This window comes from Mesorhizobium sp. M1A.F.Ca.IN.022.07.1.1 (genome assembly GCF_003997575.1).
Lineage (GTDB): Bacteria > Pseudomonadota > Alphaproteobacteria > Rhizobiales > Rhizobiaceae > Mesorhizobium.
The window spans coordinates 1-11,635 of record NZ_RZST01000102.1 but is presented as its reverse complement, the minus strand read 5'-3'; the positions used below and the strand labels follow the sequence as shown (position 1 = coordinate 11,635).

The following is an 11,635-nucleotide window of genomic DNA, read 5'->3' as shown; positions in this document are numbered from 1 at the left end:
CCCTGATCGAGGCCGGGCTCCCCCCCGAGCCCCTCGAGCGCGAGGGGCGGCTGCCCGCCCCCTGCCCCCACCGCCATGAGAACCTGCATCTCAACACGCATCGCGACCTCTCGACGCTGCCCGGTGTTTCATTTCCGAAAGGCACGCCCGCCTTTCCGCACCGCAGCGCGGTGATCCGCCTGTTCAACGACTTTGCCCAGACGCACCGGCTGCCGATCGCCTTCGGCGTCGTCGTCGAGGAAATCGAGTTCCGCGGCGATCACTGGCTGCTGAAGACCAGCACGGGACCGCGGGCGGCGCGCCACGTGGTGATCGCCACCGGGCGCGACCGACAACCCTTTATCCCGGCCTGGAAAGGCATGCAGGATTTCTCGGGCAAGATCGTCCATTCGGCGCATTTCGGCCGGGCGAGCGACTATGCCGGGAAAAAAGTGCTGGTGGTCGGCGCCGGCAATTCCGGCTTCGACGCGCTCAACCATCTTTCCGGCGTCGAGACCGGGCAGATGTGGCTCTCGGCGCGGAACGGGCCGTCACTGCTGCCCAAGCGCATCGGCAAGATCGCCGTGCATCGTTTCTCGCCCGTCATGGCGAGACTGCCTGCCCGGCTCGCCGATGCGGTGTTGGCGGCGACGCAGCGGCTGGTCTTCGGCGATCTCGGGAAATACGGCCTGCCCCCCGCCCCGTCGGGCGGCGCCAGCCGCCTCGGCTCGGACTATACGGCGATCGCCGCCGATGACGGCGCGGTCGACGCGATCAAGGCCGGCCGCATCGTCGTCGTGCCGCAGGTCAAGGAATTCAGGCACGACGGCGTCGTTCTCGAAAGCGGCCAGTCGATCGCGCCTGACATCGTCATTGCCGCCACCGGTTACCGCACCGGGCTGGAGGCGATGGTGGGCAGGCTCGGCGTGCTCGATGCCAAGAGGGTGCCGCTGTTCAACGGCCCGGCGAACGACCCGAAACTGCCCGGCCTCTGGTTCACCGGCATGCGGCCGAGCATTCGCGGCTGCTTCGCCAATGCGCGCATCCAGGGCGCGGCGATCGCCGGCAGGATTGCCAAGCAAAGGCGCTGAGGCGCCAGTCTGCGCGCGAGGCTTCGGTTTGGGCCGGCCGCGGAAGCTTTATATGCCGCGAGCGTCGGAGTACGGCGCGGCCTGGTAGACACCTGATTTGGGATCGCGAATTGCCATTTGGCTCAAGCCGCTAGACGGGCGCCGCTCGCGGCTCGTCGGCGACACCAGCCGCCGCGCCGCAACGTGACAAGTCCTATTGCGAAACCGCGCAAAGCGCATATTGTCGAGCATGGTCGGGGATCGTACCCGGCGGTCGAAGGGGGCGATCGACGCGGTGCTGCGTTAGGCGGTTGGGTCAAGGACTCGATGCAGCAAGGGGCTATGAGTGTTACGGCCACAGGGCGCGGCCAGCGTGAGCAAGCCGACGGCGATATTGCCCGCGAGCAAACCGTCCTCTTTCGCCTCACCGACCGACTTTACCGCGCCCATGGCCTCGTCGAGATCTACGATGCGGCCCTGGATGCCATATGCGACGCCCTCGGTTCGTCGCGCGCCTCGATCCTGAAATTTGACAATCAAGGCGTCATGAGCTTCGTCGCGTGGCGCTCACTGTCTGAAGAATACCGCAAGGCTGTCAACGGCCACACGCCGTGGACAAGCGATCAGCGCGACGCCAAGCCCATCTTTGTCGAGGATATTCGGTTCAGCGGTGAATCTCAGCAACTCATCGAAACAGTCCTCGGCGAAGGTATCGAAGCGCTCGCCTTTATCCCGCTTGCCAGCTCCCGCGAGCTCATCGGCAAGTTCATGGTCTACTACCCAGCCCCCCATAGCTTCACCGATCGTGAACGCGAACTTGCGTTGACCATTGCCCGCCAGCTCGGGTTTGCGATCGAACGGGACCAGGCGGAAACCACTGCGGCGCGGCTGAGCGCGCTTGTCGAATCTTCGGATGACGCGATCATCGCGACGGATCCCGACGGCATCGTCACGGACTGGAACCGTGGCGCCGAGCGGCTCTACGGTTACCCCCGCGCGGAAATTGTCGGTCGTTCGCCCATGTTGCTGATACCGCCCGATCGCAGGAACGAGGACAGGGAGATCCTGGCGCGCATTCGAGATGGAGAGCATGTCGAGCATTTCGAGACCGTTCGCCTGCGCAAGGACGGCAGCATCGTTCCCATCTCTTTGACCGTTTCCCCCATCGCGGACGCGTCGGGCGCAATTGTCGGTGCCTCCAAGATCGCCCGCGGCATCTCCGAGCGGCTGCGCGCGCAAGAGCAGCGGGAGATACTGCTCGGCGAGATGGACCACCGTGTGAAGAACCTCTTCGCCATCGCAAGCTCGATCGTCAAGCTGAGCGCTTCGGCCGCCGAAACGCCGGCGGCGCTCGCCTCGATCGTGTCTGACCGCCTCGGCGCCTTGGCGCGGGCGCATGCGCTGACGATGCTCACGTCTGGTGGCCGCTCTGCTCAGGTCTCCACGAGCCTGCATACATTGGTGAACGCGATCCTCGCGCCATATCGCCATGCGGCCGATGAGCATCCCCGCTTCGCGATCACCGGCATCGATATTCCCGTGCCCGCGGCAATGATCACGCCACTTTCCCTCCTGCTGCACGAATTCGCCACCAACGCCGCCAAACATGGCAGCCTCTCGGCGGCCGCCGGCTCAATAGAGATCACTTGCGCCAATCGGGACGGCAAGGTGCTTATTCAATGGCGAGAGGTTGGGGGACCACCTCCTGTCGCAACCGAAGAAGAAGGTTTCGGGAGCCGCCTGGTCCGCGTCGCCGCGAGCCAGTTGGGCCGAGTCGAGCGAAACTGGGACCCGGCCGGCGTCACTATCGAGATCACGCTTGACGGTGAAAGATTTTCTGCCTGACGACCAGAAGGCCGAGCTGAGGTGGGGATCTCCTCGGCCGGGTCGACCAATCGAGCATGACAGTCGGGCTAGCTCATGTCCCTAGCGGCGTCTTCGATCAGCTTGACAACCAAATTGCGAAACCTCTCGCCGGACCTGTTCCCTATATTTCCAACATCCTCGGCGACCATACCGGGTGACGAAACCGACACCTCCCCACTGACGTGAACGTTGACGGTGAATACCCTTCCGGCGGTGTTTTTCACTTCCGGCTTTCGGTAGATTCGAAACCGAACAGAGGGCGTCAGCGCTTTGTCACGGCCCCGCGGAACGGTGTCTATGTCGATGGTCATCTCGCCCGACACCTCTGCCTTGGCCGCTACCAACGACGCAACAACGACATCGTCCAGCCAGGCCCTGGCTTGGGTGCCGAAATCCGGCACCGTGGCGTTCGCATCCTCCTTTTGCTGGCGAGGAGCTTTCTTGCCGCGCTCAAGGGCTTCTTTGAACTTAGCCACCTAATCGCCTCCGACTTGTCAGCCTATGAAGCGGCGCTCACATTGGTCACCGCCCTGCCAATCAATAAAACGCGCGCCATCCCAGTGCGTTGCAATGAACAGCCCTTCGGCGCGCGGTTGATCGGTCGACGGGCCGACGCGCGAAGGTTTGCTGGCAACGGAGCGTTCCTGGGCTCCGCCGTCAAAAGGCAACGTTGCGATGCTGCTGCATAGAGGCATCCGGGCCTAAGCTTATTCAATTAAATCAATAGGTTATATAAAACCATCACATGGCACCGTCAGTAGGGCAAGACGGCGACGATCGGACGTCCAGGGTTCGGACCGAGGTTGTGCGCGCGTGGCCGCTTGCGCCCCCGCCCGGCAGCCAGGTGGTACCTCTTTATCAATGCTTCACCATAGGAACAGCGGTCCCGGAACCTTTCTGATTGCTGCGAACTTCTGGAATTCCATGAATCCCAAAATGAAGGACTTCGGCATGAAAGTCACTGCAGCAGGCATCGACCGCATCAAGATCGGCAACGCCGACGCGAGTGGCCAGGGCGCGCATTTCGTCGTTTGGCTTTATCTTCAGGTCGACGAAGGCGGCACACAAACCGGTCAGGAACTGGTGGTGTCAGTCCCGTACGACGCGCAGATGACCTTTGATGAAATCGCTACCCAGGCTTTCGAGAAGGCGCACGCCCTGCTTGTCGCCTGCTGCGAGATAGATAAGTCCATGTGGTGGAAACAGTTCAACCACAGCCTTGCGCCGCTGCCTGAGTGGACGCCCGGCGCGCAGTAGTCGGGCGCGACCGATGCCGGTGCTAAGCCTTGGCAGTGAATGCCTCAGCCGGCCAATTCGGAAAGTTCGTCGGCCGCTTCCTCAAGACCTTGCGCCGCCGCTCGCTCGAGCCAAAGGCGGCCGACTGCCGGGTAGTGCTCTCCGGCTAGGCCCTTCGAGAAATATCGGCCGAGCATCAGTTGGGCCTGCCCGTGCCCACGCTCGGCCGCGGCCGCAAACCATTTCTGCGCCGCCACGTGATCGACCGGCAGTCCCTCGCCGGAGCTCTGCAGCGCGCCGAGAGCAAACATTGCGCCGGCATGTCCGTCGGCAGCAGCCCGTCGGAACAGCTGTATTGCGGCTTCGGGAGAGCGTTTGCCTCCGCTGCCATTGAGCAGCATCTCAGCAAGTGCCACTTGCGCATCGAGCATGCCGCCTTCGGCCGCTTGGGCAAACCAGGCACGAGCCTGTTGCGCGTCGGCAGCCACGCCGCGCCCGTCCCTGAGAATGCGCGCATACATGTACTGAGCCTCAGCCACGCCTTCAGCTGCGCGCCTCAGCCATTGCGCGGCGCGAGTTTCATCCTGGTGCACGCCGACGCCTTTGGCGAAACACAGCCCGAGATTGAAGGCGGCGATAAGGTCGCCCGATAATGCGGCCGCCTCGAACCACCCCGCTACGCTCGTGATATCGTCCGGCTCGCCGGCTCCCTGAAGAACAAGATTGGCCAGATCGACTTGCGCTGCCCGGTTCCCGCTGCTTGCGGCGGTGCGCAGCCAATGCGCCCCCTCTTGCTCGTCCCTGGCGACACCGTTTCCCGTCAGGTAGAGAGAGGCCAGCGCGCGAGCGGCGGCCTGGTGACCCCCCTCGGCCGCACGACGATACCAAATTGCCGCCTCTGAAAAGTCCGGCGGCCGGCTCTTCACGTTACGATCGCCGAGAAGATTCGCCGCCTCGAAATTGCCCGCCAATGCCGCACGCCGTATCCAGGCCTCTCCGGTCACAGGATCCTGATCGCCGAGGCTCCCGTCGATAAGCGCCAGACCCAATCGGAATTGGGCCGCAGGAAGCCCTTTCTCCGCAGCTGACTGGTATAATCGCGCCGCACCCGCAATGTCGCCTGCGACGCCGCGGCCGTGTTCGGTCAGGATCGCGAGAAGATAGATTGCCGTCGGCAAGCCAGCGTCCGCCGCCCGCCGGACCTCATCGGCAATCCTGGACCGGTCTGCCGACAGACCCCGCCGTGCCAGCGCCAGGGCAAAACCAAGGCTTCCTTCGGCGCAGCCGGCCGCGGCCGACCGCTCGTACCACCTGTAGGCAGCATCCGCATCGCGCATTGGTTCGGGACCGCTGGTCAGGATGTAGCCGAGGAGTGCCTGGCCGGTGGCGGAGCCCGCCTCGGCCGCCTTCGTGGCAAGGTCGAGCGCTGACGCAAAGTCTGGCTCGCTCGTGGTGTCCTCGAAGAACAGGCGTTCCGACTCGGAGCCCTTGTCAGCCTCGGCTGTCGCCATCCCGGTCACGTAGAGTGCGGCGAGAAGCGCCTGCGCATCAGCGCTCCCGTGATCCGCTGCTCGCCGCAGCCAGCGCGTCCCCTCTGCCCGGCTGGGCGGCACGCCGGAACCTTCGAGATAGCAACGCGCGACCCGATACTCGGCCTGGCCTATGCCCGCACGCGCAGCCGTGGCGAAGAGCGGAAAGGCCTCGGTGGGCTTGCCATTTTCAGCAAGCTGGATCGCCCTGCGCAATGCTACGGATGGGCTAGCCAAACCAGTCAGGCGATCCAGGATTGTCATCGATGCCAGCCTCTGGCTGCTCCGGTTCCTCTTGAGCTGCAGACTACGGCTCGCGCATCGCTTCCTGACCGATCGGGAGCATCACCCCAAGCATGTATTTGAGCACCGTGCGCCGGCCGACCTGAACGTCGGCGGTCACCGGCATGCCGGGGGTGAGGGCAAACCCGGCGGGTACGTCATGCAGCGCGACCTGATCGATGGAAATGCGCGTCCGATAGAACGGTTCTGTGTTCGAGGGCAGCATTGCCAGCGAACTGTCTGGATCGCGGGCTTGCTCCTGAGCGGAGAAGGAATCCGGACTGAGCGTGCGCACGGTGCCGTGAGCGAGGCCGTATTGCGAATAGGGGAAGGTATCGAACTTGATGACGACAGGATCGCCGACATGGACGAAGCCACTGCTTCGGCCGACGACATTTGTCTCGATCTCGAGCGGCGCCTTGGCGGGCACCAGCGTGATCAGGCGCTCGCCCGACTGCAGGACCGAGCCGACCGACACCTTTGCCACGGACTGGACAATGGCATCTCCTTCGCTTTTCAGCTCGACCAGTTGCTTGCGCAGCTTTGCCTTGTTGAAGAGCTCGCGCGCGTCGGACATGCGAGAGCTCGCCTCCGACAAACCTTGCGAGACTTCCGCGCGCCAGCCTTGAATGTAGCCGGCGCGGTCGGCGGCTACCGCAGCCTGCTGGCGCCTGGCAGCTTCCGCCGTCTGCACGGCGTTGCCGAGCGCGCGCGACATTTCGGCCGAATTGTCCTCGGCCAGCAGGGTATTGAGGCGGCTCCCGACTTGCCTTTCTTCCAGCTGCTTGCGCATCTGTTCTATCGATGCCGCGACGGAGAGCCGCTGCCGGTAGCCAGCGGCATCAGATTGCGCGCGCGAGATCACGGAAGTGAGTTCATCGCTTTGCCGATCGAAATTCTCCAGCTTAGCCTCGTAGACCGCCTTGCGGCGCTCGAAGATCGAGGCCTGCAGGGTCCAGCTGGGGTCGAGGCCGTCATAGTTGAACTCCTTGCCGTCGGCCTCCGCCTTCAACCGTGCCACTTCGGCCTCAAGCGTAGAGACCTGCATGGCCAAGGCCTGCAGGTCTGCCGAGGCGAAGGTCGAATCGAGACGCGCAAGCAATTGGCCGGCCTGCACATGCTGTCCTTCGCGCACTTCGATCGAGCGGACAATCGCCGTCTCCAGCGGCTGCACGATGATGTTGGGCGATTGTGAAACCACGAGCCCCCTCGTCGTCACGACCTGGTCGACCGGTATCAGTCCGGCCACGGTGATCAAGACGATCACGAGGCTCGAAATCATCCATACGATGCCGCGCGCCGACCGAGGAATTGGCGCATTGGAGACGGCAGTCGACGGCCATTGGAACTCGAGTATGGCCGGCGTCGTCGGATCGTTCGCTTTCGCTCGGCGCCAGCGAGCCTGGCGGACGGTGAGCGAGGTGCTACTCATGGCTTACCAGTCCTCGTGTCGAAGTCATGCTTGGCGAGACGACCATTTCAATCTCGATCCCGCTGCGGCACGACATCGTCAAACCAATCGCGGCGGTACGGCCGCCGGCCGGCCGCCACGATTGTCCAAATGTCGGTTCTGCTGCGACCACAGCTGGCGATAGAGCGCGCATCGTTCGAGCAGGACGGTGTGCGAAGCGACGTCGAGAACCTTGCCCTGCTCCATGACCAGGATCTGGTCGCAGTCGGTGAGCGAGGACAGCCGATGCGAGACGATGATCATGGTGCGGCCGCTGGCGATGCGCATGAGATTGGCGCTGACGACCGCTTCGCTTTCCGGGTCGAGAGCACTGGTGGCCTCGTCGAGAATGAGGATGGTCGGATCGTGGATGAGGGCGCGCGCGATCGCCAGCCGTTGCTTTTGACCGCCCGAAAGGTTGGGCGAACCTTCCTCGATGTAGGTGTCGTATCCGTTCGGCATGCGTTCGATGAATTCTTCCGCGCCGGCCAGATGCGCGGCACGCATGGCATCGGACAGCGTCAAGCCTGCGCGCCCGGCGATGATGTTGTCGCGGATCGACCCGCGGAACAGGAAATTGTCCTGGAGGACCACGCCGAGCCCCTGGCGAAGATGACGCAGGTTGATTTCCTTGAGGTCGACGCCGTCCAGCTTCAGGAACCCGCTGTAATCCCGGTTGATCCCCTGCAGCAGCCGCGCGATGGTCGATTTTCCCGACCCGCTCCGCCCGACAATGCCGAACATGGTCCCAGCCGGAATGTGGAAGCTGACCCGGTCGAGGGCGGGCGTCTTGGTACCGATGTAGCTGAACGTCAGATCGCTAAACGTAACTTCGCCGAGGAGCCTTGGCCGCAGACCGAGGGAGTTCGAACTCGTCTCCAACGGCCGGTTAAGGACGGATGCCGCCTCGCCGATCGCCGCCCCCACCTCCTCGTAGTCTTCGATCAGCCGCACCAACCCGACCAGCGGCTGCGCGACGCGTTGGGAGATCATCATGAAGGCGAACAGACCGCCGACCATATAGCCGGAACTGTCGCTCATCGCGAGATAGGCGCCGATCAGCATGGTGCCGAGCACCATTACGCGTTCAATGGGCGTAACCAGGGTCTGCGGCCAGCTGGCGAACTGCCCGAAGGAGAGGCGCGCGCTTCCCGCCTCCGCCACCTGCTCGTCCCAAAGCGCCTTGCGTTGCGGCTCGAGACCAAGCGCCTTCACGGTCTTAATGCCGACAACGGTTTCGCCCAGCGCCGCCGACTTCCAGGTCTCGGCCTCGATCACCCGCTGGTACCTTCGGCGCAGCGGCTTCAGGAAGGCAAGGATGATCAGCATGATCACCGCTGCGCAGGCAACGACGATCCAGGCAAGCGTCACGTTGATATAGAACATCACCGGCAGCAGCACGCACAGGGTGATCAGGTCCAGGAACGTGCTGAGCAGTTTGCCTGTCAGAAACTCGCGGATTCGATAGACCTGCGCGAGGTGGTACATTGTCTCGCCGGCGGGGTGGCGCTCGAAATAGTCGAGCGGCAGACGCAAGAGGCGGCTGAAAACGTGCAGCTGCAGCTTGGTGTCGAGGCGGGCTCCGACGACGTTGATGATCAGTCGCCGCGCGTGGCCCAGGAGCGTCTCGTATGCGAAGACGACAGCGACTATGGCCGACAAGAGTAACAGCGTCGAGACACTGTTGAACTGCAATACCTTGTTGACCACCGTCATGACGATGAGCGGCGGCAAAATGGTCAGAACGCTGAGTGTGAAGGAGGCGATGGCCACGTCGCGAAGCGGCCGGCTTTCGTGCCGCACCAGTTCGGCGATCCAGCGAAGGGTGAAAGGCGCATCCGCGGCAACATAGGATCGCGCGTTTCGCAGCAGCACCGCCTCGCCCGTCCACACCTGCGACAGGCGCAACTCGTCGACAGCGGTGGATGGACCATCGTCGGGCGCTTCCGGACTTTTGAGGAAGACCACGTTGCGCTCGGCACTCGCCCCGGTGAGGAGACCGGCGCCGCCATCGCTGAACAAGAGAACGACTGGTCCGGTATCTTGAAAGCGCAACAGGTGTGACCAGCGAACACGCACTGCCCGGGACCACATGCCGCCGTTCTGCGCCCATTCCGACAGGTCGGTAGCGCTTGGAAACGGGCCTGCGCTCGCTGCCCTGAATTCGTTCGGATCGAGCTCGATACCGTGATAGCGGGCGACCCGGAGCATCGCCTTGAGGCGCGGCCCGACCTGGTCGAACTCGGCGGGGCCACCGGGGCTCTGCCCCGTTTCGCTGGTGCCGCCGGGCATGCCGGTCGGGTCGGCCGCGGTCCCGGCACGCAGCTCCACAGGCTGGACTTCAGCACTCCCAGGAACGTTCACCATGGACTCCCCTTCGGGTAGGCAGGCGGTGGTTCGACATTGCCCGGGGCGGACCATTTCCGCCGGAATCTCTGGGGGCGCTGATGATACTCCACGGCGGTCGGTCGCGCGAGCCCCTTAACCACTCGGAAAGGCCGAACGCGCGGGCCCTGCCCTTCGGCAAAGCCCGCGCGCCCGCTTCTCAGCTTTGGACCGGTTTCTATCGTCGTCTGTCCGGTCGCCATTCCTCTTCACTCATGCTCAGTCATGCGGCTTCAGAATATCCTTCAGCGCCTTCTTCACCGTGTCGTCGCTATTGGCGAAGCCGGCACCCTGCTTGTTCTGATCCGAGGTCAGGTCGGTGCTTGCACCCAACGGCTTGTTCTGGTTCTGACCAAATCCCCTGATCGTGTTGAGAACATTCAGGAGGTCGGTCGTCACCGAACCGGCGGCCTGGCTGACAAGCTGACGGAACGACGCATGGCTGACGGCATCACTGTCGGTCGAGCCGGATTGCAGGAACTGCGTCGTGTCCTTGAGCCCGAGCGAGTTGGCCGTGACCGCGGCGGTGCGATGGCCAGGCGAGCCATCGGCATCAGTGCCATCGTTGGAATGTCCCTTCCCAGGATTGCTGCTGTCGTTGTGGTCAGGATCATTGCCATGGCCGTTGTTGCCTTTGTCGCGATCACCGGTCTCGCCGCCGGGGCCGGTCGCTCCGGTCGGGCCCGTTGCGCCGCCCGGCCCGGTGGCACCCGTCGAGCCGGTTGCACCCGTTGCGCCGGTCGCTCCGGTCGAGCCTGTGGCACCCGTTGCGCCGGTAGCACCCGTTGCTCCGGTTGCACCTGTCGCTCCGGTCGAGCCGGTGGCGCCGGTCGCACCCGTTGCTCCAGTCGCCCCAGTCGAGCCAGTTGCTCCGGTAGCTCCAGTCGAGCCGGTAGCTCCGGTCGCACCGGTCGAGCCCGTGGCACCCGTAGCGCCGGTCGCTCCAGTCGCACCGGTGGCTCCGGTGGCTCCAGTCGCACCGGTGGCTCCGGTCGCACCGGTTGCTCCGGTCGAACCCGTTGCTCCAGTCGCACCGGTGGCTCCGGTCGCACCTGTCGAGCCGGTTGCACCCGTAGCGCCGGTCGCTCCGGTCGAGCCGGTTGCACCCGTTGCTCCAGTTGAGCCGGTAGCGCCAGTGGCACCCGTGGCGCCGGTCGCACCTGTAGCTCCGGTAGCGCCGGTCGCCCCAGTCGAGCCGGTGGCACCCGTGGCGCCAGTCGAGCCGGTCGCACCCGTGGCGCCGGTCGCACCTGTCGCACCCGTTGCTCCAGTCGCACCGGTTGCTCCGGTCGAGCCCGTGGCACCCGTAGCGCCGGTCGCTCCAGTTGCTCCGGTAGCTCCAGTCGCACCCGTGGCTCCGGTCGCACCGGTTGCTCCGGTCGAGCCCGTTGCTCCAGTGGCTCCGGTCGCACCTGTCGAGCCGGTAGCTCCAGTCGCACCCGTGGCGCCGGTTGCACCAGTCGCACCCGTTGCTCCAGTCGCACCCGTTGCTCCGGTCGAGCCCGTGGCACCCGTAGCGCCAGTCGCTCCAGTCGCACCAGTTGCACCAGTTGCACCCGTGGCTCCGGTCGCACCGGTTGCTCCGGTCGAGCCAGTCGCTCCGGTAGCGCCTGTGGCACCCGTAGCGCCGGTCGCCCCAGTAGAGCCAGTAGCTCCGGTGGCTCCAGTGGCACCCGTGGCGCCGGTTGCACCGGTCGCACCAGTTGAGCCAGTCGAGCCGGTTGTACCCGTTGCTCCAGTCGCACCGGTCGCACCGGTCGAGCCGGTAGCACCCGTTGCTCCAGTTGAGCCGGTAGCTCCGGTCGCACCCGTGGCTCCGGTCGCACCGGTTGCGCCGG

Annotated in this window: 7 protein-coding genes and 2 pseudogenes; 3 read left to right on the top strand and 6 right to left on the bottom strand. The window is 64.5% G+C overall.

The annotated features are described in order from the left end of the window. The first annotated feature begins 2 nt into the window (after positions 1 to 2). Both EOA75_RS14065 and EOA75_RS14060 read left to right on the top strand, forming a co-directional pair. Complete coding sequence (locus EOA75_RS14065) at positions 3 to 1,070, top strand: NAD(P)/FAD-dependent oxidoreductase (RefSeq protein WP_245466631.1); 1,068 nt, start codon at positions 3 to 5, stop codon at positions 1,068 to 1,070. Positions 1,071 to 1,391: 321 nt separating this feature from the next. Then, positions 1,392 to 2,894: a PAS domain S-box protein gene (locus EOA75_RS14060; RefSeq protein ID WP_164747380.1), complete on the top strand. Its 1,503-nt coding sequence runs from the start codon at positions 1,392 to 1,394 to the stop codon at positions 2,892 to 2,894. Between the two features lie 68 nt (positions 2,895 to 2,962). Here the strand turns inward: EOA75_RS14060 and EOA75_RS14055 are convergent, their stop codons facing one another. Next, positions 2,963 to 3,391 (bottom strand): hypothetical protein, encoded by a 429-nt coding sequence (locus EOA75_RS14055; RefSeq protein ID WP_067330644.1) that lies wholly within the window; start codon positions 3,389 to 3,391, stop codon positions 2,963 to 2,965. Positions 3,392 to 3,851: 460 nt separating this feature from the next. Here EOA75_RS14055 and EOA75_RS14050 point away from each other — a divergent pair, with 460 nt between their 5' ends. Continuing rightward, positions 3,852 to 4,172, top strand: coding sequence for a hypothetical protein (locus tag EOA75_RS14050; protein ID WP_127246644.1), 321 nt, complete (start codon positions 3,852 to 3,854; stop codon positions 4,170 to 4,172). 44 nt (positions 4,173 to 4,216) lie between these two features. Here the strand turns inward: EOA75_RS14050 and EOA75_RS35020 are convergent, their stop codons facing one another. The 5 genes and pseudogenes from EOA75_RS35020 to EOA75_RS14030 all read right to left on the bottom strand — a co-directional run. Beyond that, on the bottom strand, positions 4,217 to 5,329 hold the full coding sequence (locus EOA75_RS35020) for a tetratricopeptide repeat protein (RefSeq protein ID WP_245466632.1): 1,113 nt from the start codon (positions 5,327 to 5,329) through the stop codon (positions 4,217 to 4,219). 117 nt (positions 5,330 to 5,446) lie between these two features. Further along, positions 5,447 to 5,944: pseudogene (locus EOA75_RS35015) on the bottom strand (tetratricopeptide repeat protein); the annotation flags it as partial. Positions 5,945 to 5,987: 43 nt separating this feature from the next. Beyond that, positions 5,988 to 7,394, bottom strand: coding sequence for an HlyD family type I secretion periplasmic adaptor subunit (locus tag EOA75_RS14040; protein ID WP_067330634.1), 1,407 nt, complete (start codon positions 7,392 to 7,394; stop codon positions 5,988 to 5,990). A gap of 78 nt (positions 7,395 to 7,472) precedes the next feature. Continuing rightward, positions 7,473 to 9,779, bottom strand: a complete 2,307-nt coding sequence (locus tag EOA75_RS14035) for a peptidase domain-containing ABC transporter (RefSeq protein ID WP_245457053.1) — start codon at positions 9,777 to 9,779, stop codon at positions 7,473 to 7,475. 237 nt (positions 9,780 to 10,016) lie between these two features. Next, a pseudogene (locus tag EOA75_RS14030) lies at positions 10,017 to 11,635 on the bottom strand (hypothetical protein); the annotation flags it as partial.